General features: G+C 70.4%; 26 protein-coding genes and 1 tRNA gene. 12 read left to right on the forward strand and 15 right to left on the reverse strand.

Annotated features, from left to right (window positions below; translation table 11 throughout):
* Window positions 1-16: 16 nt before the first annotated feature.
* The 4 genes from sdhA (at window position 17) to RI211_RS11850 (ending at window position 4,782) form a co-directional block, all read left to right on the forward strand.
* Window positions 17-1,843 carry a succinate dehydrogenase flavoprotein subunit gene (gene sdhA, locus RI211_RS11835; protein WP_259954611.1) on the forward strand — a complete coding sequence of 609 codons (1,827 nt, stop codon included), beginning with the start codon at window positions 17-19 and terminating at the stop codon, window positions 1,841-1,843.
* 2 nt (window positions 1,844-1,845) lie between these two features.
* The gene (locus RI211_RS11840) at window positions 1,846-2,613 is read left to right on the forward strand and encodes a succinate dehydrogenase iron-sulfur subunit (protein WP_187661947.1); all 768 of its coding nucleotides are present in this window, start codon (window positions 1,846-1,848) and stop codon (window positions 2,611-2,613) included.
* 114 nt (window positions 2,614-2,727) lie between these two features.
* Window positions 2,728-3,933: a YhjD/YihY/BrkB family envelope integrity protein gene (locus RI211_RS11845; RefSeq protein WP_259954610.1), complete on the forward strand. Its 1,206-nt coding sequence runs from the start codon at window positions 2,728-2,730 to the stop codon at window positions 3,931-3,933.
* Between the two features lie 9 nt (window positions 3,934-3,942).
* A complete protein-coding gene (locus RI211_RS11850) occupies window positions 3,943-4,782 on the forward strand; it encodes an exodeoxyribonuclease III (RefSeq protein ID WP_259954609.1) in 840 nt (279 codons plus the stop codon).
* On the opposite strand, the gene RI211_RS11855 is transcribed toward RI211_RS11850, so the two are convergent.
* The gene (locus tag RI211_RS11855) at window positions 4,776-5,441 is read right to left on the reverse strand and encodes a DUF4166 domain-containing protein (RefSeq protein WP_315637967.1); all 666 of its coding nucleotides are present in this window, start codon (window positions 5,439-5,441) and stop codon (window positions 4,776-4,778) included. The genes RI211_RS11850 and RI211_RS11855 overlap by 7 nt on opposite strands.
* 62 nt (window positions 5,442-5,503) lie before the next feature.
* On the opposite strand from RI211_RS11855, the gene trpS reads away from it, so the two are divergent.
* Both trpS and RI211_RS11865 read left to right on the forward strand, forming a co-directional pair.
* A complete protein-coding gene (gene trpS / locus RI211_RS11860; protein ID WP_082749972.1) occupies window positions 5,504-6,508 on the forward strand; it encodes a tryptophan--tRNA ligase in 1,005 nt (334 codons plus the stop codon).
* Between the two features lie 26 nt (window positions 6,509-6,534).
* Entirely contained in the window at window positions 6,535-7,176 is a 642-nt protein-coding gene (locus RI211_RS11865; RefSeq protein ID WP_315637966.1) for a hypothetical protein, read from the forward strand.
* Between the two features lie 16 nt (window positions 7,177-7,192).
* On the opposite strand, the gene pth is transcribed toward RI211_RS11865, so the two are convergent.
* Both pth and RI211_RS11875 read right to left on the reverse strand, forming a co-directional pair.
* The gene (gene pth, locus RI211_RS11870) at window positions 7,193-7,774 is read right to left on the reverse strand and encodes an aminoacyl-tRNA hydrolase (RefSeq protein WP_187661952.1); all 582 of its coding nucleotides are present in this window, start codon (window positions 7,772-7,774) and stop codon (window positions 7,193-7,195) included.
* A 96-nt stretch (window positions 7,775-7,870) separates the two neighbouring features.
* Complete coding sequence (locus tag RI211_RS11875; protein WP_315637965.1) at window positions 7,871-8,476, reverse strand: 50S ribosomal protein L25/general stress protein Ctc; 606 nt, start codon at window positions 8,474-8,476, stop codon at window positions 7,871-7,873.
* A gap of 225 nt (window positions 8,477-8,701) precedes the next feature.
* On the opposite strand from RI211_RS11875, the gene RI211_RS11880 reads away from it, so the two are divergent.
* On the forward strand, window positions 8,702-8,827 hold the full coding sequence (locus tag RI211_RS11880) for a hypothetical protein (protein WP_259954603.1): 126 nt from the start codon (window positions 8,702-8,704) through the stop codon (window positions 8,825-8,827).
* Here the strand turns inward: RI211_RS11880 and RI211_RS11885 are convergent.
* Both RI211_RS11885 and RI211_RS11890 read right to left on the reverse strand, forming a co-directional pair.
* Window positions 8,812-9,336 carry a gluconokinase gene (locus tag RI211_RS11885; RefSeq protein WP_268776824.1) on the reverse strand — a complete coding sequence of 175 codons (525 nt, stop codon included), beginning with the start codon at window positions 9,334-9,336 and terminating at the stop codon, window positions 8,812-8,814. The genes RI211_RS11880 and RI211_RS11885 overlap by 16 nt on opposite strands.
* Window positions 9,337-9,353: 17 nt before the next feature.
* Window positions 9,354-10,412 (reverse strand): D-2-hydroxyacid dehydrogenase, encoded by a 1,059-nt coding sequence (locus RI211_RS11890; RefSeq protein WP_315637964.1) that lies wholly within the window; start codon window positions 10,410-10,412, stop codon window positions 9,354-9,356.
* A gap of 164 nt (window positions 10,413-10,576) precedes the next feature.
* Between RI211_RS11890 and gndA the strand changes: the two genes are divergently transcribed.
* Window positions 10,577-12,031 carry an NADP-dependent phosphogluconate dehydrogenase gene (gndA, locus tag RI211_RS11895; protein WP_315637963.1) on the forward strand — a complete coding sequence of 485 codons (1,455 nt, stop codon included), beginning with the start codon at window positions 10,577-10,579 and terminating at the stop codon, window positions 12,029-12,031.
* 51 nt (window positions 12,032-12,082) lie between these two features.
* Here the strand turns inward: gndA and RI211_RS11900 are convergent, their stop codons facing one another.
* The 3 genes from RI211_RS11900 to RI211_RS11910 all read right to left on the reverse strand — a co-directional run bounded on the left by RI211_RS11900 (window position 12,083) and on the right by RI211_RS11910 (window position 15,646).
* Window positions 12,083-13,333 carry an FAD-binding oxidoreductase gene (locus RI211_RS11900; protein WP_315637962.1) on the reverse strand — a complete coding sequence of 417 codons (1,251 nt, stop codon included), beginning with the start codon at window positions 13,331-13,333 and terminating at the stop codon, window positions 12,083-12,085.
* A gap of 76 nt (window positions 13,334-13,409) precedes the next feature.
* Window positions 13,410-14,129 (reverse strand): ABC transporter ATP-binding protein, encoded by a 720-nt coding sequence (locus tag RI211_RS11905; protein WP_396654950.1) that lies wholly within the window; start codon window positions 14,127-14,129, stop codon window positions 13,410-13,412.
* A 47-nt stretch (window positions 14,130-14,176) separates the two neighbouring features.
* Complete coding sequence (locus RI211_RS11910) at window positions 14,177-15,646, reverse strand: ABC transporter permease (protein WP_315637960.1); 1,470 nt, start codon at window positions 15,644-15,646, stop codon at window positions 14,177-14,179.
* Between the two features lie 164 nt (window positions 15,647-15,810).
* Here RI211_RS11910 and RI211_RS11915 point away from each other — a divergent pair, with 164 nt between their 5' ends.
* The gene (locus tag RI211_RS11915; RefSeq protein WP_136051691.1) at window positions 15,811-16,539 is read left to right on the forward strand and encodes a response regulator transcription factor; all 729 of its coding nucleotides are present in this window, start codon (window positions 15,811-15,813) and stop codon (window positions 16,537-16,539) included.
* Between the two features lie 26 nt (window positions 16,540-16,565).
* On the forward strand, window positions 16,566-18,056 hold the full coding sequence (locus RI211_RS11920; protein ID WP_315637959.1) for a sensor histidine kinase: 1,491 nt from the start codon (window positions 16,566-16,568) through the stop codon (window positions 18,054-18,056).
* A 418-nt stretch (window positions 18,057-18,474) separates the two neighbouring features.
* Here the strand turns inward: RI211_RS11920 and RI211_RS11925 are convergent, their stop codons facing one another.
* From RI211_RS11925 to RI211_RS11950, 6 genes are all read right to left on the reverse strand, one after another.
* A complete protein-coding gene (locus RI211_RS11925; RefSeq protein WP_315637958.1) occupies window positions 18,475-20,049 on the reverse strand; it encodes an FAD-dependent oxidoreductase in 1,575 nt (524 codons plus the stop codon).
* Window positions 20,046-20,939 carry an FAD:protein FMN transferase gene (locus RI211_RS11930; RefSeq protein WP_315637957.1) on the reverse strand — a complete coding sequence of 298 codons (894 nt, stop codon included), beginning with the start codon at window positions 20,937-20,939 and terminating at the stop codon, window positions 20,046-20,048. The genes RI211_RS11925 and RI211_RS11930 overlap by 4 nt, the downstream gene beginning before the upstream one ends.
* Before the next feature lie 15 nt (window positions 20,940-20,954).
* A complete protein-coding gene (locus RI211_RS11935) occupies window positions 20,955-21,428 on the reverse strand; it encodes an FMN-binding protein (RefSeq protein ID WP_315637956.1) in 474 nt (157 codons plus the stop codon).
* 92 nt (window positions 21,429-21,520) lie between these two features.
* Complete coding sequence (locus RI211_RS11940) at window positions 21,521-22,555, reverse strand: ribose-phosphate diphosphokinase (RefSeq protein ID WP_315637955.1); 1,035 nt, start codon at window positions 22,553-22,555, stop codon at window positions 21,521-21,523.
* A gap of 7 nt (window positions 22,556-22,562) precedes the next feature.
* On the reverse strand, window positions 22,563-23,993 hold the full coding sequence (gene glmU, locus RI211_RS11945; RefSeq protein WP_315637954.1) for a bifunctional UDP-N-acetylglucosamine diphosphorylase/glucosamine-1-phosphate N-acetyltransferase GlmU: 1,431 nt from the start codon (window positions 23,991-23,993) through the stop codon (window positions 22,563-22,565).
* A 1-nt stretch (window position 23,994) separates the two neighbouring features.
* Window positions 23,995-24,066 (reverse strand) — tRNA-Gln (locus tag RI211_RS11950).
* 123 nt (window positions 24,067-24,189) lie between these two features.
* Here RI211_RS11950 and RI211_RS11955 point away from each other — a divergent pair.
* A complete protein-coding gene (locus RI211_RS11955) occupies window positions 24,190-24,699 on the forward strand; it encodes a GNAT family N-acetyltransferase (RefSeq protein ID WP_315637953.1) in 510 nt (169 codons plus the stop codon).
* Window positions 24,696-25,190, forward strand: a complete 495-nt coding sequence (locus RI211_RS11960; RefSeq protein ID WP_025105633.1) for a MarR family winged helix-turn-helix transcriptional regulator — start codon at window positions 24,696-24,698, stop codon at window positions 25,188-25,190. The genes RI211_RS11955 and RI211_RS11960 overlap by 4 nt, the downstream gene beginning before the upstream one ends.
* Before the next feature lie 232 nt (window positions 25,191-25,422).
* Here the strand turns inward: RI211_RS11960 and RI211_RS11965 are convergent, their stop codons facing one another.
* The gene (locus RI211_RS11965; protein WP_315637952.1) at window positions 25,423-25,893 is read right to left on the reverse strand and encodes an RrF2 family transcriptional regulator; all 471 of its coding nucleotides are present in this window, start codon (window positions 25,891-25,893) and stop codon (window positions 25,423-25,425) included.
* Between the last annotated feature and the right edge of the window lie 21 nt (window positions 25,894-25,914).

Consider the following 25,914-nt stretch of genomic DNA (forward strand, 5'->3'; position numbering starts at 1 on the left):
AAGAGGCAAACGAGAAGTGACTACCCAGACGCAGGATTCCGTCGTCCGTGACGGCGTGCACTACCACCAGTTCGACATCGTCATCGTGGGCGCCGGCGGCGCCGGCATGCGGGCGGCCATCGAGGCCGGCCCCGGCGCGAAGACGGCCGTGATCTCCAAGCTGTACCCGACGCGGTCGCACACCGGTGCTGCGCAGGGCGGCATGGCGGCGGCCCTCGCGAACGTCGAGGAGGACTCCTGGGAGTGGCACACCTTCGACACCGTGAAGGGCGGCGACTACCTCGTCGACCAGGACGCGGCGGAGATCCTCGCGAAGGAGGCCATCGACGCGGTCATCGACCTCGAGAACATGGGCCTCCCCTTCAACCGCACCCCTGAGGGCAAGATCGACCAGCGCCGCTTCGGCGGCCACACGGCCGAGCACGGCAAGACCCCGGTCCGACGCGCGTGCTACGCCGCCGACCGCACCGGCCACATGATCCTGCAGACGCTGTTCCAGAACTGCGTCAAGCTCGGCATCAACTTCTTCAACGAGTTCTACGTGCTCGACCTCATCACCGTGAAGGACGCGGCGGGGGCGACGCAGGTCGCCGGCGTCGTCGCGTACGACCTCGCCACGGGCGAGCTGCACGTCTTCCAGTCCAAGGCCGTGATCTTCGCGACCGGCGGCTTCGGCAAGATCTTCAAGACGACCTCCAACGCGCACACGCTCACCGGCGACGGCGTGGGCATCGTCTGGCGCAAGGGCCTCCCCCTCGAGGACCTCGAGTTCTTCCAGTTCCACCCGACCGGTCTCGCCGGCCTCGGCATCCTCCTCACCGAGGGCGCCCGCGGTGAGGGCGCGATCCTCCGCAACGCCTCCGGTGAGCGGTTCATGGAGCGCTACGCCCCCACCATCAAGGACCTGGCACCCCGAGACATCGTCGCGCGCTGCATGGTCCAGGAGGTCGCCGAGGGCCGCGGCGCCGGTCCCCACAAGGACTACGTGCTGCTGGACTGCACGCACCTGGGCGCCGAGGTGCTCGAGACCAAGCTCCCGGACATCACCGAGTTCGCCCGCACGTACCTGGGCGTCGACCCGGTCGTCGAGCCGGTGCCCGTCATGCCGACCGCGCACTACGCCATGGGCGGCATCCCCACGAACAACAACGGCGAGGTGCTCGCGGACAACGACACCGTCGTCCCCGGCCTCTACGCCGCCGGTGAGTGCGCCTGCGTCTCGGTGCATGGCGCCAACCGTCTCGGCACGAACTCGCTGCTCGACATCAACGTGTTCGGCAAGCGGTCGGGTCGCAACGCGGTGGAGTACGTCAAGACGGCGGACTTCGTCCCGCTTCCGGAGAACCCCGCGGCGTTCGTCTCCGACATGCTCGAGGGCCTGCGCAACAACCAGGGCACCGAGCGGATCGCCGTACTGCGCAAGACGCTGCAGGACGAGATGGACAAGGGCGCGCAGGTGTTCCGCACGCACGAATCCCTCCAGCACGTCCTCGGCGTGATCGCCGAGCTCCGTGAGCGCTATAAGAACGTGCACGTCGACGACAAGGGCCACCGGTTCAACACCGACCTGCTCGAGGCGGTCGAGCTGGGCTTCCTGCTCGACATCGCCGAGGTCGTCGTCTACGCCGCACAGAACCGCGAGGAGAGCCGCGGCGGCCACATGCGCGACGACTTCCCGAAGCGCGACGACGAGAACTACATGAAGCACACCATGGCGTATCTCACGGGCGACCCGCACTCCTCCGACCCGAGCGACCACATCAAGCTCGACTGGAAGCCCGTCGTCTTCACCAAGAACGACAAGGGCGAGTTCAACTACCCGCCGATGGAGAGGAAGTACTGAGCATGTCCAACGCCCTCGCCGAGGCCCCGGCAGATACGACGGAAGAGACCGGGATCCAGTCCTTCATCGTCACCTTCAACATCCGTCGGTTCGACCCGGAGATCGACGCCGAGCCGCACTGGGTCGACTACGACGTGGAGCTCTACTCCACCGACCGCGTCCTCGACGCCCTGCACAAGATCAAGTGGGAGGTCGACGGCTCGCTCACCTTCCGGCGCTCCTGCGCCCACGGCATCTGCGGCTCCGACGCCATGCGCATCAACGGCCGCAACCGCCTGGCGTGCAAGACGCTGATCAAGGACCTCGACATCTCGAAGCCGATCTACGTCGAGGCCATCAAGGGCCTGCCGCTGGAGAAGGACCTCGTCGTCGACATGGAGCCGTTCTTCGCGTCGTACCGCGAAGTGCAGCCGTTCCTCGTCGCGAACTCCGTGCCGGAGAAGGGCAAGGAGCGCACGCAGTCCATCGCCGACCGCGAGATCTTCGACGACACCACCAAGTGCATCCTCTGCGCCGCGTGCACCTCGTCGTGCCCGGTGTTCTGGACCGACGGACAGTACTTCGGCCCGGCGGCCATCGTCAACGCGCACCGCTTCATCTTCGACTCGCGTGACGACAACGCAGCGGTCCGCCTCGACATCCTCAACGACAAGGAAGGCGTCTGGCGCTGCCGCACGACCTTCAACTGCTCCGAGGCGTGCCCCCGCGGCATCGAGGTCACCAAGGCCATCGCCGAGGTCAAGCAGGCGGTCCTCCGCGGCCGTCCCTGACGCGCCGACGCAGGCATTCACGCGAGAACAGGCGGTCCCGGACGGGGCCGCCTGTTCTCGCGTCTGTGCCTGTTCTCGCGGAAGGGCGTGATCGGTCTTGGGTAGGGTGGGGGCGTGTCCGAGCCCGGTTCGGCGACCGATGGTCGCCTCGATGCCGCGGTCGAGCGCGCGACCGCGCTGACGCGGCGGACCCTCGGTCTCTTCCCGGTGCGGGTGTGGCGCCACTTCCTGCAGCACAACGGCTTCCTGCTCGCCGCCGGGGTGAGCTACCAGGCGCTGTTCGCCATCTTCGCCGCGGTGTACCTCGCGTTCGCCATCACAGGGCTCTGGCTCGGCGGCAGCGAGGAGGCCGTGAACGGGCTCATCGACATCATCAACAACTACATCCCGAACCTCATCCTCGACGAGGGCGGCGTCTTCACGCCCGCGCAGGTGCAGGAGATCGCGTCGAACACCACCGGGTTCCTCGGAATCACCGGCCTCATCGCGCTCGGCACGGTCATCTGGACGGCGATCGGCTGGGTGACCTTCTCCCGGCGAGCCGTGCGGGACATCTTCGGCCTCGAGCCCGACCGCCGCAGTTACCTCCTCCTCAAAGCGCGCGACCTCCTCGCCGCGCTCATCTTCGGTGTCTCGCTCATCCTCGGCTCCGCCCTCAGCTCGGCCAGCGCCGCCGTCCTGAGCTGGGTGCTCTCGCTCCTCGGCTGGGACGCGGGATCGGACGGACTCAACCTCGGCATCCGGATCGGCACGGTGCTCGTGTCGTTCGTCCTGCTGACGGGGGCGCTGGCGGCGATGGTGCGCTTCCTCACCGGCACCTCGCTGCACTGGAGCACCATCTGGCCGGGCGCCCTCCTCGGCGGCGCGGCCATGACGGTGCTGCAGTTCGGGGTCGGGTTCCTCCTGAGCTACACGCCGTCGAACCCCCTGCTGGCGACCTTCGCGATCTTCGTCGGGCTGCTGCTGTGGTTCCGGGTGAACGGGGTGGTCATGCTCGTCGCCGCCTCCTGGATCGCCGTCGCCGCCCAGGACCGCGACCTCCCGCTCCTGCTGCCGACGGAGGCCGAGCGGCGGGTGGCGGAGCACGCCACCCTGCTCGCGGCGGCACGGATCCGCTTGCGCGACGCCCGAGCCGCGCAAGACGAGGCCCCGTGGTATCGGAGCTGGGCGGCCGGGCACGCCGTCCGCGAGGCGGAGGACGAGGTCGCGCGACTGGAAGCCTCTGCTCCCCCGCCCGCACCCCCGACCTCCCCTCTCGCGCAGCGCCTGCTCTCCGAGCTCGATCACCGTCAGAACCGCGATGTCGGCGGTGCTCGTTAGGCTGGAGGAATGCCTCACCTGCGTATCGCCTCGGTCAATGTCAACGGGATCCGGGCGGCCGCCCGCAACGGGATGAGCACGTGGCTGGACGCCGCGGACATCGACATCCTCACCCTTCAGGAGGTGCGCGGGCAGGACGAGCACATCGAGGCCGCCCTCCCCGGCTGGACCTTCGTTCACGACGAGGCCACGGCCAAGGGGCGCGCAGGCGTCGCGATCGCCAGCCGCCTCCCCGCGCTCGCCTCCCGGGCGGACTTCGGCCCGGAGGACTTCGACTCCAAGGGGCGCTGGATCGAGGCCGACTTCCTGATCGGCGACCGTCCGCTCACCGTCGTCAGCGCCTACGTGCACTCCGGCGAGGCCGACACCCCGAAGCAGGACGAGAAGTGGAAGTTCCTCGACGCGTTCGAAGCGCGACTGGCGAGCCTGAACACCGACGGCGCCCTCGCCCTCGTCACCGGCGACCTCAACGTGGGGCACCGCGAGCTCGACATCAAGAACTGGCGCGGCAACCGCACCAAGGCCGGCTTCCTGCCGCGTGAGCGCGCCTACTTCGATCGCTTCCTCGGTGAGGCCGGGACCCCGGTCACCGGCGTCGACGGCTCGGTCGGCACCGGCCTGGGCTGGGTGGACGTCGGCCGCCGCTTCCACGGCGAGGTGGACGGGCCGTACACATGGTGGTCCATGCGCGGGAAGGCCTTCGACAACGACTCGGGATGGCGCATCGACTACCACCTGGCCACGCCCGCTCTCGCCGAGCGCGTCCAGGCGTACCACGTGGCGCGTGCGGCCGCGTACGACCAGCGCTGGAGCGACCACGCGCCGGTCGTCGTCGACTACACCTACTGACCCGGGTCGGGCTGCTCGGAGGGTGACGGCTCCGACTCCCGATACCATCCGCGGTACTCCAGGACGGTGCCGAGCAGCGGGTTCACGGCACGCATATCGATCGTGCGCCGGCGGTGCTCCGCGTCCCAGCCGTCGACCAGGTCCACGCGCGCTCCGAGCGGACCGGGCAGCGCGAACCGCCGACCGAACAGCCGCAGCGCGACTCGGACGGTGCGCATCCGCAGGAAGCCCTCCGCCGTCACACTGCACTCCTCGATGAGTTCGACGCGGCCTCGGGCACCGAGCAGGTTCCGGACCAGTCCCGGTCGGACGCTCACCGTGAGCCGGTCGACGATCCGCGCGGTCCGTCCGGGGAAACGGAACTCGCGGATGGAGTCGAGCGTCGCGCGGCCGGTCTCTGTGCGCCCCGAGGCCGTGCGGAGCACGAAAGGGACATCTCGTCCCGATGTCGGCACCAGCAGACCCGGCCCGACGATCGGTCGCGCGAGAGCGGCCGCGCGACCGAAGCGGCTCCCCGCGACGGCGAACACCCCCTCCGCGTGCCCCGCCGCGACGGGAGCGCGATATTGCGCGAGGATCTCCGGATGCAGACGCTCGGCGTCCGCGCCCAACGCGTCGAGGAACACCTGTCCGCGCGTCGGGGGCGCACCGCTCGTCATGACGTCAGCGTAAGGGATCGGCGGGCGCAGGGGTCCGCGGCGCGGACGCATAGGATTGACGGGTGAACAAGCCTCGTCTCTACTCCGGAATGCAGCCCTCCGCCGACTCCCTCCAGATCGGCAACTACATCGGCGCGCTCCTGCAGTGGCGGGAGCTCCAGACCTCGTACGACGCGTTCTTCTCCGTCGTCGACCTGCACGCCCTCACGGTCGCCCAGAACCCGGCCGAGCTCCGCGAGAAGACCCGCCGTACCGCCGCGCAGTACATCGCGGCGGGCATCGAGCCCTCGCAGTCGACGCTGTACGTGCAGTCGCACGTGCGTGCGCACGCCGAGCTCGCCTGGATCCTCAGCACGATCACCGGCTTCGGCGAGGCCGGACGGATGACCCAGTTCAAGGACAAGTCGGCCCGCTACGGCGCCGATGCGACCAGCGTCGGCCTCTTCACCTACCCGGTGCTCATGGCCGCCGACATCCTGCTCTACCAGACGGACGTCGTGCCGGTCGGCGACGACCAGAAGCAGCACGTCGAGCTCACCCGCGACCTCGCGGAGCGCTTCAACTCGCGGTTCGGCGAGACCTTCACGGTGCCGGTCCCGGTCATCCAGAAGGAGACGGCGCGCATCTACGACCTGCAGAATCCGACGGCCAAGATGTCGAAGTCGGCCGAGAGCGATGCCGGCGTGCTGTGGATGCTGGACGACCCGGCGAAGTCGGCGAAGAAGATCATGCGCGCGGTGACCGACAACGAGGGCACCGTGCGGTTCGATCGCGAGGCCAAGCCGGGCGTCTCGAACCTCCTGACCATCTACGCCGCGCTGACCGGACGCCAGATCCCCGCGATCGAGGACGAGTACGCGGGTCGCGGGTACGGCGACTTCAAGAAGGGCCTCGCCGAGGTCGTCGTGGAGGAGTTCGCTCCGGTGCGCGACCGTGCGCTCGAACTCCTCGACGATCCGGCCGAGCTCGACCGGATCCTCGCCGAGAACGCCGCCCGCGCCGATGCCGTCGCCGATCGGACGCTGTCCGACGTGTACGACCGCGTCGGACTGCTGCGCCGGGTCTGAGCCGCGCGCCACCCTAGGATGACATCGTGACCGATCCGCAGCTGCCCCCTCCGTCCGGCGCCGTTCCGCCCGCCCCTCCGGCGGCCTCGGTCCCGCAGGACTCGGTCTCCGGTGCGATCCCGCCGCCCGCGTACGCGTCCGTACCGCCGAGGGCTCCGGCACCGTACCCGCCCGCCGGCGGATACGGCCAGCCGGCACCCCCGGCTGCGCCTCCGGGGGCGTATCAGGTGCCCGTGGGCGGCTACGCAGCACCGTCCGGCACGTACACCGCGCCGGATGCCGCGCCGAAGCCCTCGGGGTTCCTCGGCCTGCTCGCCCTCGGCCTCTCGATCCTCGCGGCCGTCGTCATGCCGATCATCGGCGGCGTCAGCGCGTTCGAGGTGGGCCGCCGCATCCCGCAGGGCATCAGCGGCTCCTCGGGAGATCTCGGGTTCCTGTCCCCCGCGCGTGATCAGGTGCTGTGGACGGAGCTGTCGTTCTGGGCCGGCACGGTTCTCGGCATCGCCGCGATCGTGCTGGGCATCATCGCGATCCGCCGGCGGCAGGGACGTGGAGCGGGCATCGCCGCGCTGATCGTCGCCGTCCTCGGCGCAATCATCTTCTTCGTCGCCGTGTTCACGGCCTTCGCCGTCGGCGGCGCCGCGGGATACGCCACCTTCACCACCTGACCCCGCGGGGCGCCGGTCAGCGCGGTGCGTGATGCTTCTGCTGCGCGGCGAGCAGGCCTTCCCCGACGAGGAGCTCGACGGCGTCCGCGGCGTCACCCACGAGCAGGGGAAGGTTCGCACGCTCGTCCTTGCCGAACGGGGAGAGCACCCAGTCGGCAGGATCCTGGCGCCCCGCCGGTCGGCCGATGCCGACCCGCACCCGCGGGAAGTCCGGGCTCGTGAGGGCCCGCGCGATGTCACGCACGCCGTTGTGACCGCCGTGCCCTCCACCGGTCTTGAGCTTGACCGTGTCGAACGGGATGTCGAGCTCATCGTGCACGACGACCACGTGGTCGAGAGGGACGGAGTAGAACCGGGCGAGCGCTGCGACCGGGGTTCCCGAGACGTTCATGAACGTGTTCGGCTTGGCGAGCACGAGCTTGTCGGCGCCGGGCCGGAGCCAGGTCTCGACGACGCGCGCGCCGCCCTTGTGCTCCCGGAAGCTCTCTCCGCGCCGCGCCGCGAGCTCGTCGACGACCATTTGGCCGATGTTGTGGCGGGTCGCCTCATAGCGGGGTCCCGGGTTGCCGAGACCGACCACGAGCCAGGTCGCTGCCATTCCTCGTCCTCTCTCGCCGGAGCCTTCACCCCGGTCAGGATACGACGGAGGGGACGCGATCCGATCGCGTCCCCTCCGTGATGAAGCAGGCGGAGATCACTCCGCGGCGGCCTCCTCGGACGCCTCGGCGGACTCGCCCTCGGTCTCCTCGTCCTCGTCCGGAGCGGCCGGGACGGAGATGGCGACCACGAGGACCTCGCCGTCGGTGAGGAGCGTCGAGCCCTTCGGGAGGGTGACGTCGGCGGCGGTGATGTGCGCGCCCTCCTCGAGTCCCTCGACCGAGACCTCGATGTTCTCGGGGATGTGCGTGGCCTCGGCCTCGACCTGGATGGTCGTGGCGTCGAGGTTGACGATGGTGCCGGGGGCCGACTCACCGGTGACGACGACGGGCACGTCGATGGCGACCTTCTCGCCCTTCTTCACGACCAGGAGGTCGATGTGCTCGATGATCTGGTGCACCGGGTCCTTCTGCACGTCCTTGACGAGTGCGAGCTGCGAGGTGCCCTCGATGTCGAGCTCGAGCAGCGCGTTGGCGCGGCGGATGATCAGGGAGACCTGGTGGCCGGGCAGCGCGACGTGCACGGGCTCGGTGCCGTGGCCGTAGATGACCGCGGGGATCTTGCCGGCGGCGCGCAGACGACGGGCGAAGCCCTTGCCGAAGCTGCTGCGCAGCTCGGCGTGGACCGTGGTGTCTTCAGACATGAGGTTCTCCTTCGGGGCACGCAGCGAAGGCGCCGCGCGGTGGTCTTGGAATTGTGGACTCGAACGCGGACGCGTGAGGAAAGCCACCGGGCTTGCTTCGCCGCGTCGATCACGGACGCCCGCGCACGCGCAGAAGCGTCCCTCGCCGAGGTACGCCTCCATGGTACCGGATGACCCGATAGGCTGAGGACACCGGTCCCCACTGCAGAAATTCGGAGTACCCCCATGCTCGACGGCGCCTTCCTCTCCCACGTCCTCCTCTGGCTGATCGGCGCCATGTCGGTGTGCGCGGCCGTCGCCACGGGTGCGGCTCTCTTCTCCCTCGGCCGCTCGGGCTACCGCAAGGACTGAGGCTCCCCCGGCGTTCCCGTCTCCGCGGCGAGCGCCTTCCGGATCGCCGCCACCTCCTGCACCAGCGGGAGCGCGGCATCGACCCGGACGCCGGGCTCGTCACCCGTCAGCGGTTCCCACGCGTCGAGCTGGGAATCGAGCAGCGAGGCCGGCATGAAGTGGTCGGGCCGTCCACCCAGTCGCCGGGCGAGCGTCTCCCGTGCCACGCCGAGCTCGACGAAGAAGGCGTCCGGCGCCTCCGCCCTGATGGCATCCCGGTAGCGCCGCCGCAGCGCGGAACAGGCGACGACGATGTGCGTCTCGGCGGCGAGCGTCCGTCCGACCACCCGCAGCCAGGGCATCCGGTCCTCGTCATCGAGGGCGATCCCCGCTGCCATCTTCTCGACGTTGGTCAGCGGATGCAGATCGTCACCGTCCACGAAGCGCGCCTCGAGGCTCTCCGCCAGCGCCGCACCGACCGTCGATTTCCCGGATCCGCTCGGCCCCATCACGACGATGCGCACGCTCATACCTGCTGCATCCCGATTCAGTAGAACTCGACCGTGTCGACCACTGCGCGCAGCTCCCGACCGTCGAGCAGGCGGGTGGCGTTCTCGGCGAACCGCCGCGCGATGCGCTCCTCCTCCTTCGAGCTGAGCGCCGCGGTGTGCGGGCTGACGAGTACGCGCGGGTGCGCCCACAGCGGGGACTCGGCGGGCAGCGGCTCCTGCTCGAAGACATCCAGCCCGGCGAAGCCGACGCGGCCGTCGTCGAGGGCGGAGAGCAGCGCCGCCTCATCGACCACGCTCCCGCGCCCGACGTTGGTGAGGATGACCCCGGACTTCACTGCCCGCAGAACCTCCTCGCCGATGAGGTGTCTGGTCTGCTCCGTGCCCGGAAGCGTGACGACGATCGCGTCGACCTCCCCCACCGCGTCCACGAGGTCGTCCAGCGCGATGAGGCGATCGACGCCCTCGACCGGACGACCGGAGCGAGTGGTCCCCCACACGCGGGCGCCGAGAGCGTGGAAACGGCGGGCGCACTCCGCGCCGATGCCGCCGAGTCCCACCACGAGCACGGTCATCTCGTCGACCTGGCGCATCTCCCACCGCTCGGGCCAGATGCGCTGATCCTGATCGGTCCGCAGGCGCGGAAGGTCCTTCGCCCCGGCGAGCACCGCGAAGAGGGCGAACTCGGCGAGCGTGCCGCCGTGGACGCCGGCGCTGGTGGTGAAGACGATGCGGTCGAGATCGGCGCGGTCGAGTTCCGCGGCCTTGACCGTGCTGCCGCCGCCCGCCGCCGTGGTCATGACCCACCGCAGCCGCGGGTTCGCAGAGACCGTCCGCGCCAGTGCGTCGGGGTCGACGTCGGGGATGCCGAAGAGCACGTCGGCGGAGTCGACGAGGGCCTCGAACGCGCGCTGCTGCTCCGGCGTGCGGGTGAAGTCAGGGTCGCCCGACCAGTCGGCCGGACCGCGCATGGGAGGCACCAGTGCCGCGTCGTGGATGACCTCGAGCCGCGGCTCGAGCTCCTCGATGAGCCCGCACAGCTCCTCCGTCAACGGCACCGCGACGACGGCGCGGACCTTCTTCTCGGACTCCGTCACGACCGACTCCCTCCAGCTCCTGTGCTCCCTTCAGCGTAGAGGTCCGGAGCCTCCGGGCCGCCCGACGTCGCGGACGATGACGGTGATGCGTCATCGGGTGCGCCTCGATCCGTCGCACAGCGATACGCTGAAGACAACCCTTCTTCACGATCGAGGAGCCTTCCGTGCCCGAAGCATCAGCGAACATCGGAGTCGTCGGACTCGCCGTCATGGGGTCGAACCTCGCCCGTAACCTCGCGAGCCGCGAGGGCAACACCGTGGCGATCTTCAACCGCAGCTACGAGAAGACCCAGACCCTCCTCGACGAGCATCCCGAGGCGGGCTTCATCCCCGCGAAGACGTACCAGGAGTTCGCCGACTCGCTGCAGAAGCCGCGCACCGCGATCATCATGGTCAAGGCCGGAGCGCCGACCGACGCCGTGATCGACTCCCTCGTGGAGGTCTTCGAGCCGGGCGACATCATCGTCGACGGCGGCAACGCCTACTTCCCCGACACCATCCGCCGCGAGAAAGCGGTCCGCGAGACCGGCATCAACTTCGTCGGCGCGGGTATCTCCGGCGGCGAGGAGGGCGCCCTCACCGGCCCCTCGATCATGCCGGGCGGCTCGGACGAGTCCTGGATCACGCTCGGGCCGATCCTGAAGTCCATCGCCGCAGTCGCCGAGGGCGAGCCCTGCGTGACGCACGTCGGCCACGACGGCGCCGGCCACTTCGTCAAGATGGTGCACAACGGCATCGAGTACGCGGACATGCAGCTCATCGCCGAGGCCTACGACCTCATCCGTCGCGGCACCGGCAAGACCCCCGCAGAGATCGCCGAGATCTTCGCCGAGTGGAACCGCGGAGAGCTGGAGTCGTACCTCATCGAGATCACGGCCGAGGTGCTGCGCCAGGTCGATGCGTCCACCGGCAAGCCGCTGGTCGACGTCATCCTGGACCAGGCCGGCGCGAAGGGCACCGGCGCCTGGACGGTGCAGACCGCGCTCTCGCTCGGCGTCCCGGTCTCGGGCATCGCCGAGGCGACGTTCGCCCGGTCCCTCTCCTCCCACCCCGAGCAGCGCGCGGTCGCCGCGGCGCTTCCCGGTCCGGACGAGGAGTTCACGGTCCCGGCCGACGAGGTCGACGCTTTCGTCGAGGACGTCCGCCTGGCGCTCTATGCCTCCAAGATCGTCGCGTACTCGCAGGGCTTCGACGAGATCCGTGCCGGCGCCGCCGAGTACGGCTGGAACATCGACCTCGGTGCGATCTCGAAGATCTGGCGCGGCGGCTGCATCATCCGTGCGCAGTTCCTGAACCGGATCGCCGACGCCTACGCGGAGACCCCCGACCTGCCCGTGCTGATGACGGCTCCGTACTTCGCCGAGGCGCTCACCCGCGGCCAGGCGGCATGGCGTCGTGTGGTGGTCACGGCGGCGCAGTCCGGCATCCCGGCTCCGGCGTTCTCGTCGTCGCTGTCGTACTACGACGGCATCCGCGCCGACCGCCTCCCGGCTGCTCTCGTGCAGGGCCAGCGCGACTTCTTCGGCGCGCACACCTACAAGCGCATCGACAAGGAGGGCACCTTCCACACGCTGTGGTCGGGCGACCGCTCCGAGATCGAGGCCGAAGACACGCACTGACCTCGGGTCTGCGAAGGGCCGGGCACCGTAGGGTGCTCGGCCCTTCGTGCGTCACACGAGGATGTTGTGGTTGCGGCGGAACAGGTTCTGCGGGTCCCACTGCGCCTTCACCGCCCGCAGACGCGCGTAGCCGTCGCCGTCGTACATCCCGGACACCGCGTCCGGTCGCTCCCGGTCGACGAAGTTGCTGTACTCGGCGAGGCGGCCCCCGACGATCCGCTGCGCGTCCGCGGCGGCCTTCGCCCGCCCCTCCTCGTCGAGCATCCCCGGGACATCGAAGGCACCGGCCATGACGAACCAGGTCGCCGTGCGCGCCGGGAAGGCCGTCTCCTCTTGCGGAACGTCGCCGAACGCCCCGCCGAGGGACCGGAGGAAGACGACCGAGGCGGGGTACTCCCGCCGATAGGCCACCAGCCGATCGATCGTCTCATCGTCGAGGTCGGCGACGAGCCCGTTCCCGCCGAGGAACCCGGGAGGGGCGGGAGCCTCGCCGCCCTCGGGCTGCGGCATCTCCATCAGGATGTCCCGATAGGCGGGTTCGGTGATCTCCGTCGTGACACCGTCGAGGGCGGTGATCGGCGCGAGCTCCACGCGCAGCGCCTCCGGGTCGGGCCCGGCCCACACGGCGGTCAGCCGGGCACCGGCCGGAGCGCTCGGGTCCATGGGCGGCACGTCCATGTACGTGACGGTCAGCTCGCGCGGGGCGTCGCGGAGGAGTTCGCGCGCGGCCCGGAGCACGGCCGTCGCGTCGCCCTCGACGACGGACTCGGCCAGCGCGATCCCCGGCAGGCGATGCGCTTCGAAGTCGAAACGGGTGACGATGCCGAAGTTGCCGCCACCGCCGCGCAGCGCCCAGAACAGGTCGGGATGCTGCGTGGCCGAGACCTCCACCACGTCTCCGCTCGCGGTGACGACCTGGGCGCCGACGAGCTGATCGACGGCGAGACCCCAGGCGCGCACGATCCAGCCGATGCCGCCGCCGAGGGTGAGACCGCCGACGCCGACGCTGGCCGTGTCGCCGGAGCTCAGGGCGAGGCCGTGGCCGGCGAGAGTCTTCGCGACGTCGCCCCACACGGCACCGCCGCCGATGCGCACGGCGGTGCCGTCGACCTCGATCGAGGAGAGCGCCCCGAGTTCGAGGCGCAGACCGGGAGCGGGGGCATGGGACCAGGGCCCGTGGCCGCCGGAGACGACGGTCAGGGGGACCGCCTCCTGCGCGGCGGCGCGGACGAGCGCGGCGACCTCGGAGACGGTGGAGGGACGGTGGACGGTGGGCTGTGCGGATTCGACGTGGTCGACCATGAGCACACGGTAGACCCGGGGTCGGACATCGCGGAAGAGGGGCGGCTCGCCGTCCGCCCCTCCCCCGCGCCGCCGACTACCGGGTGATGTCCCTCACCGTCCCCTGCGTCAGACGCAGCCGTTTCGTCGCCCGCCGCGCCACCGCGGAGTCGTGCGTGACCACGACCATGGTGATGCCCTCTGCGCACAGCCGTTCGAGGAGGTCGAGGATCTCGTCGCGCATGCTCTCGTCGAGGTTGCCCGTCGGCTCGTCCGCGAGCAGCACTCGGGGGCGTTTGACGATCGCCCGCGCGATCGCGACACGCTGCTGCTGCCCGCCGGACAACTCTGCGGGACGATGGTCTCCGCGGTCCGCCAGGCCGACGTGGGCGAGAGCGGCGGCGACCCGCGTGCGTCGTTCCGCCCGGTCGATGCCGAGCGGCTCCAGGGCCATGTCGACGTTCTCCACCGCCGTCAGCGTCGGGATCAGGTTGAACCCCTGGAAGACGAATCCGATCTCCTGCGCGCGGATCCGTCCCAGCTCCGACGGCGACGCCGACGACAGTTCACGGCCGTCCAGCTGCAACGTCCCAGCAGTCGGGGTGTCGAGCGCCCCCAGCAGCTGCAGCAGCGTCGACTTGCCTCCTCCGGTCGGCCCCTGGATCGTGACGAAGGCGCCGGGCATGATCTCCAGGTCGATGCCGGTGAGCGCGGTCACCGTCCGTCCCCTCCGCGTATAGGTGCGCGTGACACCCGTCGCCCGGTACAGCGGGGTCGCCGCCGACGAGGCCGGAACGCGGGCCTCGGAATCCGTCATCGTGGTCATCTCGGTCTCCTTCTCTCCTGTGTGGTTCGCGACGCCGCTCATGCGACGGACCGCAGGGCCTCTGCCGGGCTCAGCCGCGCCGCCCGCCAGCCTCCGAAGGCGCCGGCGACGAGCCCGCCCAGCACCGCGAGGCCCACGGCGGCGACGAGCACCCAGGGGGTCAGCGGTGCCTGCAGCACGATGTCGGTGGCGGTCTCCGCGCCCGGGGCCATGCCACCGGGGCCACCGAAGCCGCCTCCTCCCTCCGGGCCTCCGCCGACGGCCGCGGAGCCGGCGGCTACGCTCGGCTGCGCGACGGTGATGATCAGGATCCCGGCGAGGCCGAGCACGAGACCTGCCGCTCCTCCGAGGAGTCCCTGCACCATCGACTCCCCGGCGACCTGACGCACGACGCGGCCGTTCGACCACCCCATCGCCTTCAGGGTGCCGAACTCGCGGGTGCGACGGCCGACGCCGGAGAGGGTGAGGAGCACCGAGAGCAGCACGGCGACGGCGAGGACGATGATCGACAGCCAGGTGCCGAGGTTCGTGACGAGCGCCGTCGCGTTCGAGAGCGAGCCGGACACGGTCGCAGCGAGCTCGGACTGCGAGGAGACGGTGGCGTCGGGAAGCTCCTCCGCCAAGGCCGTCTGCACCTCGTCGAGGGACGCCGCCGAATCCGCCTGCACGTACACCGTGGAGATCACGTCCTCCACGCCGGCCAGCTCCTGCGCGGTGTCGAGCGGGAGGTAGACGTCCGCCGCGGTGTCTGCGGCATCCGACGCCGAGGTGAGGAGGCCGACGACCTCGACGTCGGAGCCTGCGACGTCCATGGTGTCGCCGACGGCGATGTCCTCGCTCGCGGCGTACGTGCTGTCCACCAGAGCGACGAGCTCTCCGCTGTCGTCGGCGTCCAGCCCACGCCCCTCGCCGATCTCGGCGGAGGCCAGCGGGCCGACCTCCGTCGCGGACGGGTCGATGCCGAGGACGGTGAACGAGTCGATGCCGAACGCACCGCCACCGCCACCGCCACCGCCGCCCTGCGGGGGCGCCTGGCCCTCCACGGGCGCCTCGCCGCCCTCCGCGCCGTCCTGCCCGCCGAAGCCGCCGCTCGGCAGCTCACCGGAGAAGGTCGAGTTCGTCAGGCTCAGCGCACCGGTCGCGGCGGCGACGCCGTCGGTACCGGCCACCGTGTCCAGCACCGCGGCATCGAGCGTCGTCCGGCCGAAGTCCGTGCGCAGGGTCGACTGCTCCAGGGTCGTGGTCTCGCCGTCGCTCTCCCCCGCGTCCTCGTCGAACTCGAACCGCGGTCCCGTCCCGTCGCCCGGTTCCGCGGCGGCGCCGGTGACGGTGAGATCCGTCCCCACTCCGTAGACCGCTGCCAGCGACTGAGTCTGGGCGTCGCGCACACCGGTCGTCAGGGCGTTCACCACGATCACCAGTCCGATCGCGATCGCGAGCCCGATGGCCACGATCGCCGTCTGCTTCTTGCGGCCCGCGAGTTCGCGCCGCAGATATCGTCCGTACATGTCTCTCCTCCCGCCGCGACGATCGCGGCGCCGAACCGACGCTAGGGACGACCGTTGTGCGGATCCGAGGGACGGATGATGAGGGTTCTATGAGGCGGACATCTCTCAGATAACCCATAGCCCGTTCCATAGAAATCACATAGGAAGTTCCGCAGAATAGAGGCATGACCAGCGACCTGCCCGAACTGCGCCGCCCCGACGGCTCCCCTCTGCGCATCCTCGCCGTGGACGACGAGCAGATGCTCACCGATCTGCTCGCCATGGCCCTGCGCATGGAGGGCTGGGAGGTGCGCACCGCGTCCTCCGGGCTCGAGGCGCTCCAGGTCGCGAAGGAGTTCGAGCCGGACGCCCTCGTGCTCGACATCATGATGCCCGACCTCGACGGGATGGCCGTGCTCAAGCGGCTCCGCGAAGCGGGCAACCTCGTCCCCGTCCTCTTCCTGACGGCGAAGGACGCCGTGGGCGACCGCGTCGCCGGGCTCACCGCCGGGGGCGACGACTATGTGACCAAACCGTTCAGCCTGGAGGAGGTGATCGCCCGGCTCCGCGCGATCATCCGGCGCACCGGACACGCCAGCGCCGACGACGGGCAGTCGATCCTCCGGGTCGCCGATCTTACGCTCAACGAGGACAGCCACGAGGTCGTCCGGGACGGCGTGGAGATCGAGCTGACCGCGACCGAGTTCGAGCTGCTGCGGTACCTCATGCGCAACGAGCGCCGGGTGCTGTCCAAGGCGCAGATCCTGGACCGGGTCTGGAGCTACGACTTCGGCGGCAAGTCCTCGGTCGTGGAGCTCTACATCTCCTACCTCCGGAAGAAGATCGACGCCGGCCGCACGCCCCTCCTGCACACCGTGCGCGGCGTCGGCTACATGATCAAGGCCCCGCAGTGAGCGGAGCGACGGTGGCGCGACGGCCCATGAGCCTGCAGACGCGGCTGATGACCGCGGTGATCGGGTTCGTGTCGCTGATCCTCGTCATCGTCGCCGTCATCACCAGCGCCACCCTCGGCAGCACGCTGGAGGACCAGCTCGACAACAAGGTGAAGAGCTACGCCGCGACGATCAGGGATCGGATCGTGGAGGGGATCGCGCCGTCCGAGGCTACCGTCGACAACATCCTCCCTCTCCTCGGCTCTCGCGCCCCCGGGTTGCTGCTCTCGCTCGGGAGCCCCGTGGCCGGACCGAGCGGTGTCACGTTCCAGGAGACGCGTGGGGCGTTGAACAGCACGCCGCAGCCGCTCACTCCCGAGCAGTTGCAGAGGTTGTACGGCACGGTCGCACTCGGCACCCCTGCCACGGTCTCCTTCGACGGCCTCGGCTCGTATCGGGTCGTCGCGACCACCGCGAGCAACGGCGTCGTCGTCGTCACCGGGCTCCCCCGCGACGACGTCCAGAATCAGCTCACGCAGCTCCTCACCGTGATCCTGCTGGCCACGGCGGGCGGCCTGATCCTCCTCGCCCTCACCACGGCGGTCACGATCCGCGTGGGGCTGCGGCCGCTGCGCGCGGTCGCGGCGACCGCGACGAGGGTCGCCAATCAGCAGCTCGACCGCGGCGAGGTCAGCATCACCGAGCGCGTACCGGCGAGCGAGGCCGATCCGCGGACGGAGACCGGGCTCGTCGGCGCCGCGCTCAACAAGCTGCTCGACCACGTGGACACGTCCCTCTCGGCGCGGCAGAAGAACGAGGAGCAGATGCGCCGGTTCGTCGCCGACGCGAGCCATGAGCTGCGTACGCCTCTGGCCTCGATCCGCGGCTACTCGGAGCTCTCGTTGCGGGCACTGCGTCAGGCACCGGAGGCGACGAAGGAAGACGCGGTCATCGAGGGCACGACCTCCTCCTTGGAGCGCATCCAGGCGCAGTCGCTGCGGATGACGCGACTCGTGGAGGACCTCCTGCTCCTCGCCCGCCTCGACGAGGGCCGTGAGCTCGTGTACGGCACGGTCGACCTCGCCCAGCTCGCCCTCGAAGGCCTCTCGGATGCGCGGCCGACGGCGGCCGACCACCACTGGAACATCGAGGTGCCGGACGAGCCGGTGACCGTCGTCGGTGATGCAGGGCGCCTGCATCAGGTGGTCGCGAACCTGCTGGCCAATGCCCGGACCCACACCCCCGCGGGGACCACGGTGACGTTGAGCGTGGCTCGGGAGGGCGACGAGGCCGTGCTGCGCGTGCACGACGACGGCCCGGGGATCGATCCCGCCCTCCGCGACGAGCTCTTCGCCCGGTTCGCCCGCGGGGACAGCTCCCGCGCCCGGCAGACCGGCGGCACCGGACTCGGTCTCGCGATCGTGAAGGCCATCGTGGAGGGTCATCACGGCCGCATCTCGGTCGAGAGCGAGCCCGGCGACACGACCTTCACGGTCCGTATCCCGATGACTCCTCCCGGCGAGACCCCGCCCGACTGACCCGTCATTCCCTTTCTGTCGCGCACACCTGCACGACCCGACCCCGTCCGCACGACCGATCCGTCCATCCCGTCGTGCACCCGTCCCCCTGTCGTGCAGGCGTCGTCCGAGGTCGAGACGAGCCGTGCTCGCCCGCACGAACCGACCCCGTCGGCACGACCGATCCGTCCATCCCGTCGTGCACCCGTCCCCCGGTCGTGCACCCGTCCCCGGTCGTGCAGGCGTCCCCCGGTCGCGCACCCGTCCCCCGGTCGCGCACCCGTCCGCCGACGGGTCGTGACGGAGTTCTGTCGTGGCCGGGCCGCCTGCACGATCCGGGGCGGGCTGCACGACGAGACCGGGGATTCCGTCGTGCGGGTGTCGCGGGGTCGTGCAGGCGTCGCAAAACCCCGGCAGAAGGGACGGAAGACGATCCGGGTCAGTAGCCGGCGAAGGCGTCCGTGGTGAGGGAACGGGCCTTCTGCAGCGCGGGCGCGAGGTCGGCGATGAGCCGCGGCGGGCCGGAGATGAACGCGTGCCGCGCCGAGAGGTCGTCCACCGCGCTCTCCAGGGTCTCCGCGTCCAGGCGTGCCCCCTGCCCCCACGTCCAGTGCGGAGGAAGGCCAGCCGGCTCGTCGCGGGTGAACACGACCGTGCGCACACCCGTCGCGGCCAGCTCGTCCCGGAAGGCGAGCTCCTCCGCCGAGGACGCCACATAGACGAGAACGATGTCACGCCGCTGCCCTGTCGCCTGGAGCTGCCGAAGCTGCGAGACGAACGGTGTCACACCGATGCCGGCCGCCACCATGAGCACCGGTTGCTCACCGCGCGGGAGGATGAAATCGCCCCAGGTGCCCGTCACCGCGAAGGTCGCGCCGGGCTCGGCCGCCGCGAGAGCGCGCTTGTAGCTCGACGGATGCTGCTGGTCGCCGTTCTTGTAGGCGATGCGGAGTGTCGGGAGGTCGGCGGGGGCGGACACGATGCTGAACTCGCGGCGCGTCCCCCGCGCGTCAGGGCGCCGATGCGGGACATCGAGCTCGAGGTACTGCCCGGGCAGGAACCGCACGCGGCCCTTCGCCCGGAACGTGAGCTCCTGCGCGGTCGGCGTCACGAGGGCGCGGCGCTCGAGGACGAGGCGCACGGAACCGCGGAGGGCGAACGCGAAGGCCACGAGGTTGCCGATGAGCAGGGCGCGCTCTTGCCCGAGCGTGAACAGGCCCCCCACCGAGATCGGCCACCCCGCGAGGAGACCGACCACGACGGCGACGACGAGCTGCTGACGACGCCGCGGCGGCAGCGTCAACGGCTCCGACAGCATGAACGCTCCGAGGAAGAGGAACGGCGACTGGAGCACTGCGAACGACAGTGCCGTCATGAGATCGAAAGAGATGTCGAACTGCCCGGCCTGCACCGCCTGCCGCACGAGGGAGGTGGCCACGGCGACGACGAGGAACAGGAGGACGACGCCGACCTTCTCCGTGCGCCACAGCACGGCCAGCCCGAGGAGGACGACAGGGATCACGAGAACCGGTGTGCCGACCCACCACGACGACGAGGTGCCGAGCCAGCTGAACGCGCCGAACGCTCCAAGGATCGACACCACCGCGGCGCCGAACGCTGCCGGATTGAAGATGTGCCGTCCCCGCCAGGCGATGAGGTACTTGGACGCGCTCGCCACCGCGCCGGCGATCGCGAGGCCGAGCAGGGCCGACGGCTCGATGCCAGGACGCAGCACGAACAAGAGGATGAGGGCGGTGACGAGGGACGACTCGACGCGCCACGGAAGGCGAAGCAGGCGCTGGGCGACCGCGTCCACGGCGGAGATCGCCACCGCCAGCACCGCGAAGGAGGCCAGCAGCTCGACCGGGGTCGGAGAGACGATCACCCCGACCAGGGAGAGCACGAGGGCGATGAGCGCGAGTGCCGTCAGCGCGAACAACACGAGGCGGTACATCGACAGTGAACCGAGCACGGCGAGGACGCGCTGGCGGGCGGCGGCGAAGGCAGTGGTCATGGTGTCCTGTCTCCCACGGTTCCGGCGGCTCGCGCAGGAGCTGCGGTGAAGAGCTCGGCCTGGCAGCCCGGCGAGCGCTGCACACGGCCGTCGGTGGTCATGCGCACCCACTCGACGCCCCAACGGGCGGCCAGCTCCGGGCCGCCGTCGAAGAACAGGGCGGTGGCCACGGCATCGGCCCTCATCGCCTCCGGGGCCAGTGCCCACGTCGCCGCCCAGGTGCGGACGGGCTGTCCTGTCCGCGCGTCGAGCACGTGATGGAGGCCGTTCCCCCACGCCCTGCGGTTGACGGCCGATGCGCACAACGCTCCGTCAGCGACCTCGACGACGCCGATCGCCTTCCGCGCATCGAACGGGTGCTCGAGCGCGATGCGCACGCCGGCACCCCGCACGCGGATGTCCCCACCGGCATCCACGACAACATCACCGGGGATGTCGGCCAGCACCGCCATCACCCGGTCGACGAGACGCCCCTTGCCGAGGGCGCCCACGTCGAGGAGGGCGGGCTCGTGCGCCTCGACCGTGTCCGCCGACCAGGTCAGCAGGGATGACCAGGACGTAGGAGCGGGGCGGGGCTCCCCGGCCCGCAGCGAATACGTGGCGTCATAGCCCAGGGCCTCCAGGCTGTCGGCGACCAGGGGGTTCACGGCACCGGCCGTGGCGGCGTCGAGATCGCGATAGACGTCGAGCATCGGCCCCGCGTCCGGCGAGGACAGCGAGCCGCCCGACCGTCCGAGCCGGGCCACATCGGAGTCGTCGCGGAACCGGGACCAGGCGCGATCGAACCGCTCGATCTCCACTGTCACGGCCGCGCGGACGTCATCCGTGAGCGGGGCGCCGGTCTCGATCTCCCATCCGGTGCCGATCGCCTCGAATCGCCACTGCCCCATGAGGACGCCTCGCGCCTAGGCGGCGGCCTGCTCCTTGATGGAGGCCACAGCGTCGTTGAAGCCGCCGCTCGTGAGCGAGGATCCGGCGACGCGGCTGACGTTCAGCTCGTCGATCGGCTTCCCCACGACCTCATCGGCGATCCCGTCGATGAACTCGCCCTGGTACCGCTCGGTCTCCGGAGCCTTCGGGTCGCCCGTCACCTCGACCTCCGTCACGACGCCGTCGGCGAGGGTGAGCGAGACGGTGATCTCCTCCACCGTCTCCGGGGTCTGGTACGAGCCGTCGGCCGTGTACGTGCCGTCGGTGTAGGTGCCGGAGGCGTCACCCCCGCTCGACGAGGACGAGCTCGACCCGGAGGTCTCGTCGGTGCCGGTCGAGGTGTCTGCGGCGTCGCCGGTCGACGAGCATCCGGCGAGGACGAACAGCCCTGCGACCCCGAGGAGGGCAGTGCCGGTGCGGACAGAGGTGGGAACGGTCGTGCGGATCATGATGTCCTCCGTGGTCGGCGTCGGTCGACTCTTCCGTCGATGACTCGACCGTAAGCAGCCCGGCTATGCACGGGCTGTGCCGTCCCGATGAGTTACGCGTCCCCGCCGAACATGCTCGTGACGGAGCCGTCCTCGAAGACCTCGTGGATCGCGCGGGCCAGCAGCGGCGCGATCGGCAGCACGGTCAGCGTCTCCCAGCGGCGCGATTCCGAGAGCGGGATGGTGTCCGTGACGACGACCTCGTCGATGGCCGCGTCCTGCAGCCGCTCGGACGCCGGGTCGCTGAAGATCGCGTGGGTCGCCGCGACGATCACGCGGTGCGCGCCGTTCGCCTTGAGCGCCTGCGCCGCCTTGACGATCGTGCCGCCGGTGTCGATCATGTCGTCGACGAGGAGGCAGGTGCGCCCCTCGACGGTGCCGACGATCTCGTGCACCGAGACCTGGTTGGCGACCTTCGGGTCGCGGCGCTTGTGGATGATCGCGAGCGGCGCCCCGAGGCTGTCCGACCAGGTGTCGGCCACGCGGACGCGTCCCATGTCCGGGGACACCACCGTGAGGATCTCGCGGTCCTCCGGGGTGAGTGTGCGCTCGAAGTGGTCGAGGAGCACCGGCTTGGCGAAGAGGTGGTCGACGGGGCCGTCGAAGAAGCCCTGGATCTGGGCGGCGTGCAGGTCGACGCTCATGACGCGGTCGGCGCCGGCCGTCTTGAGCAGATCGGCGACGAGGCGGGCGCTGATGGGCTCGCGGCCGCGGCCCTTCTTGTCCTGACGCGAATACGGATAGTAGGGGGCGACGACGGTGATCCGCTTGGCCGAGGCGCGCTTGGCGGCGTCGATCATGATGAGCGTCTCCATGAGCCACTCGTTGACCGGCTCGCCGAACGTCTGCACGAGGAAGAGGTCGCAGCCGCGGATCGAGACCTCGAAGCGGGCGTAGATCTCGCCGGAGGCGAAGGTGCGGTGCTCGACCGGAGCGATCTCGGTGCCGAGCGAGGCGGCGACGGCCGCGGTCAACTCGGGATGCGATCGACCACTCGCGATGACCAGACGCTTCTTCGTCTTGGCGACGAGGCCGGGGGCCACGCCGTTGTCGCGATCCAGGTCGACCGTCTTCTTCTTCCGGGCCATGCTCCGCCTATTCCGCCGAATTCTCCCGGGCCGCGGCATCCGCCGCGCCCGTCCCTGCTCTGTTCTTCTCGACCCACCCCTCGATGTTGCGCTGGGGGGCCACGCTCATGGCCAGAGCACCGGCCGGGACGTCCTTGCGGACGACGGCGCCGGCGCCGGTCTTCGCACCAGGACCAAGCCTAACGGGCGCGACCAGCACCGTGTGCGAGCCCGTGTGCACCTCGTCGCCGATCTCCGTGCGGTGCTTGTTGACGTCGTCGTAGTTGGCGGTGATGGTGCTCGCCCCGAGGTTCACCCCGCGGCCGATGGTCGCATCACCGACGTACGACAGGTGCGGGACCTTGCTGCCCTCGCCGATCTCGGCGTTCTTCGTCTCGACGTAGGCGCCGATCTTGCCCTTCGGGCCGAGCACGGTACCGGCGCGGAGGTACGAGAACGGGCCGACGGTCGCCTCGGCACCGATCACGGCCAGGGTCGCGTCGGTGCGGCGGACGACCGCGTCCTCCCCCACCTCGCAGTCGACGAGCGTGGTGTCCGGGCCGATCGTCGCTCCCGCGGCGATCGTCGTCGCGCGCAGGATCTGCGTGTTCGGGAGCACGGTGACGTCCGGGGCGAGCGTGGCGTCGTCGTCGATCCAGGTCGTGGCCGGGTCGACGATCGTGACGCCCTCGAGCTGCCAGCGGCGCACGATGCGGGCGTTCAGGCGCCGGCCGACCTCGGCGAGCTGGGCGCGGTCGTTGACCCCGAACGTGACCTCGACGTCCGAGACGATCGAGGCGGCGACCCGGTCGCCGTCCCGGCGCACGAGGCCGGGCACATCCGTGAGGTACATCTCGCCCTGCGCGTTGTCGACACCGAGCCGGGGCAGGTAGCTGCGCAGCGTGGCGGCACGGAAGACGTACATGCCGGCGTTGATCTCGCTGACGGCGGCCTCCTCCTCCGTCGCGTCCTTCTGCTCGACGATGCGGTCGACGCCGCCGTCCGCGTCGCGGATGACCCGCCCGTAGCCGGTGGGGTCATCGACGAGGGCGGTCATGAGGGTCGCCGGCGCTCCGGAGGCGCGGTGCTCGGCGAGGAAGGCGGACAGCGTGTCCGCATCTGCCAGCGGGCAGTCGCCGGACAGGACGAGGACGTCGCCGTCAAAATCGGCGGGAAGGGCATCCACCGCCACCTGGACCGCGCGCCCCGTGCCGGGAACCTCGTCCTGATCGACGAAGATCGCCTCCGGATAGTCGTCATGCAGCGCGGACACGACCTGATCACGCTCGTGCCGCACGACCACCTCGATGTGCGCCGGGTGCAGGCGGGTCGCGGTCGTCAGCACGTGTCCGACGAGCGGACGCCCGCCGATCCGGTGCAGCACCTTCGGCAGGCGCGACTTCATGCGCGTGCCTTGGCCTGCGGCGAGGACGACGACGGCGAGGTTGTTCTCAGTCATGCTCCGCCGCCAGGACTCGAACCTAGACCTCACAGCTCCAAAGGCTGTCGTGCTGCCATTACACCACGGCGGACCGCGGCACCCCCGGGGCACCGCCCGATAAGTCTGCCACGTCCCGGTGTCCGTTCCTGTGTGTGCGACCCGCGTCGCACCGGCCCGTTATCCGCCCGAAACACCGCTCTGCGATGCTGGGGCGATGACCATCGTGATCGAGCGCGTCACCGTCGCCACCCCCGAGATCGCGGCCTTCATCGCCGCTCACCATGCGGAGATGGACGGCACCGCTCCGCCGGAGAGCCAGCATGCACTCCCGCTCGACCGGCTCCTCACTCCTCGCGTCCGGTTTTTCACGGGGATCGTCGACGGACGGATCGCCGCGACCGGCGCGCTGGCCGTGGTGGCCGACGGACACGAGGAGCTGAAGTCGATGCGCACCGACCCGGCGTTCCGCGGGCGCGGGTTCGGGCGGACGATGCTCGGCCACCTCCTCGACGACGCGGCCGCGCGAGGCATCGGTCGCCTCTCGCTGGAGACCGGCAAGGACCCCTTCTTCGCTCCCGCCCTAGCCATGTACACCGCCGCCGGGTTTCGGGAGGGCGCGCCGTTCGGCTCGTACCTGCCCGACCCGCACAGCGCGTTTCTCACGATGCTGCTCCCCGCGTCATCCGCGGCCACGACTCCGCCGCACGCGATAATGAACGGATGAGCGAGGCGGATGAGGTCGATCGGATCGTCGGTGCGTGGAACACGCAGCGCCCCGACCTCGACTTCTCCCCGCTCGAGGTGCTGTCCCGCATGGATCGCCTCTCGCGGCACCTCGACCGTGCACGCCGCGAGGTGTTCCGTCGGAGCGACCTGGAGCCGTGGGAGTGGGATGTGCTGTCGGCGCTGCGCCGGGCGGGTTCGCCGTTCCAGCTCTCGCCCAAGCAGCTGCTGCAGCAGACCCTCGTGTCGAGCGGCACCATGACCAACCGCATCGACCGTCTCGTCGGCCGTCGCTTCGTGCGCCGCGAGGCCGACCCGGCGGATGGCCGCAGCGTGCTCGTGACCCTGACTGACGACGGCCGGGTCCGCGTGGACGCCGCGATCACCCGGCTCGTGGACGCCGAGGCCGACCTCCTGCGCGCCCTCTCCCGCGCCGACCGTGACCGGCTGGCCGCCCTGCTGCGGAAACTGAGCCTCAGCTTCGACACCTGACCCGATCCTGGAGTGGTTCGGTTCGGTTCGGTCCGGTTCGGCCGACCCGTCCGGTCTGTTCCGCCTGCACGATCCGTGCACGGCTGCCCGGGAGAAGTGGTCACCTGGTCGTGCATCCGGACCCGGGTCGTGCAGACGTCGCAGGACCGATCCGACACGGGTCGTGCATCCGGACCCGGATCGTGCAGACGTCGCAGGACACGACCCGGCACGGATCGTGCGAACGGGTAGGTCAGGGACCGAGGAGGATGCGCCGGTTCTTGGCCGGGACGGTGTCCGGAAGCGTGGCGACGACCTCGGCGATCGAGACGCCTTCCAGGGACCTCCGCCAGGCGTCGTGGGCGCGGCGCATCACGACGGCGAGTCCGCACGGCGCGGTGCAGTCCTCCGGGCGGGCGGCGCCCCTCCCCTGCTGACGGAGTTCGCGGCAGATGTAGGGGTCGGCGGCGCCGTCCACCGCGGAGACGAGATCGAGGATGCTGATGCTCTCGGGCTCCCTGGCGAGACGGAAGCCACCGCGGGGTCCCGTGCTGCCTGTGAGGATTCCGGCGCGGACGAGCTTGGCGAGCTGCTTCGACAGATACGGCCCCGGCACACCGAAGTGCTCGGCGAGCTGCGCACCGGACACCGTCGACCCCGCGGGGAGCTGGGCGATCACCGCGACGGTGTGCAGCACCCACTCGGAGGTCTCGGGGAGTTTCACTTGCCCATCGTATCGGGACCA

It is taken from the genome of Microbacterium meiriae, assembly GCF_032364335.1.
GTDB classification, from domain to species: domain Bacteria; phylum Actinomycetota; class Actinomycetes; order Actinomycetales; family Microbacteriaceae; genus Microbacterium; species Microbacterium meiriae.